The organism is Streptosporangium sp. NPDC048047, assembly GCF_040653115.1.
Taxonomy (GTDB): domain Bacteria; phylum Actinomycetota; class Actinomycetes; order Streptosporangiales; family Streptosporangiaceae; genus Streptosporangium.
Genome location: NZ_JBEZNH010000144.1, coordinates 1 through 1,239 on the forward strand (window position 1 = coordinate 1; position 1,239 = coordinate 1,239).

Below are 1,239 nucleotides of genomic sequence, written 5' to 3' on the forward strand. Positions count from 1 at the left end.
CCCCCGCCCCCTTCCGGATCATTCGCTCTTCCCCGTCGTCCACGACTCCGCTCCGAAGAGGGAGGACCGGTCATTCACGGCCTTCCCGACCCGGAGAGCGAGGAGAGGGTGAGGCGTCGAGCCGCTGGTCTCCGGAAAAGCGGGGACGGCGGGAGGGAGGTCGACAAGGTCCCGGTGTCAGGACCACCAGGTGGCCTGGGTGATCACGTCGAAGCCCAGGGAGTCGTAGAGCGGCTTGCCGGCGGTGGCCGCGGTCAGGGTGACGGGGAGGCCGGACAAGCGCTCCAGTACGGCATGCATGAGCATCCGGCCGATTCCGCGGGACCGGTGCTCGGGCAGGGTGGTGACCCAGTAGACGCCGCCGACCGTGCCGTCGAGGACCACCATGCAGGCGCCGGCGGGCACGCCGTCCCTGGTGACGAGGAAGAACTCGACGTCCTGCCGCTCCAGCATGGTCCGGGGGAAAACCTCACCCGGACGCCAGGGCAGAAAGCCCTCCAGCGGGAATCCGTGGACCACGACCCGTTCCACGGTCTCCAGCAGGCTCTCCGAATCCGCCCTGACGATCTCCACGGCGGGTGGGCTGGAGGAGGCACCGCCGGCGCTCCCCGGCGGAGCGGCGTCGCGGATCATGACGGGTAGCCGCCGCGAGGTCAGGCCGAGATCTCCCAGGTCGACCGTACCGAACTGGTCCTCGACGACCACCTTGCCGTCGCGCCGGTCCCGGACCAGCTCCGCCAGCGCGGCGAGATCGTCCTCGTCCGGGTCCGGGCCGAGCAGCAGGATCCGTGTCCCGCCCCGTTCGCTCCCCTTCACGCCGACGAAGCCGGGCCGCTGAACCACTTCGTTCCCCCGGACCTGCGCGAGCGCCGTCCAGAGGGCGGCGGCGTTCCGGTTGGCCAGGAGAAGGGGGCTCATGCGCCCCTCGGAAGCGACATCCGTCAGCACACTGCTCATGCCCGCAACCATAAAGGCCCGTCGACGCCGGGCTCAGATCCAATACCGACCCGACCGGTCAGTCCGCTCCCCCCTCGCCCTGTCCTCTTTCTCCCGCGGCTCTGTACGTCCCCTCCTTGTTGTTCTCCTGGTTTCTGTTCACCGCTCCCCCTGCAGGGGGACGCTCCCTCCTGTTCTCCCAGGCGAGGCCATGAGCCATCCGGCTTCCTGTTCCCTCCGCTCTTCAGGACGGGATCGTGAGCGGCCAGAAGGAGCGCGTGCTGCGAAGGAAGGCGGCGAGGA

1 protein-coding gene is annotated in these 1,239 nt (G+C 69.5%); it reads right to left on the bottom strand.

All coding sequences use genetic code 11. The features are described 5' to 3' along the window. Positions 1–177 precede the first annotated feature (177 nt). Positions 178–957 carry a GNAT family N-acetyltransferase gene (locus tag AB0D67_RS39130; protein WP_362947516.1) on the bottom strand — a complete coding sequence of 260 codons (780 nt, stop codon included), beginning with the start codon at positions 955–957 and terminating at the stop codon, positions 178–180. Between the last annotated feature and the right edge of the window lie 282 nt (positions 958–1,239).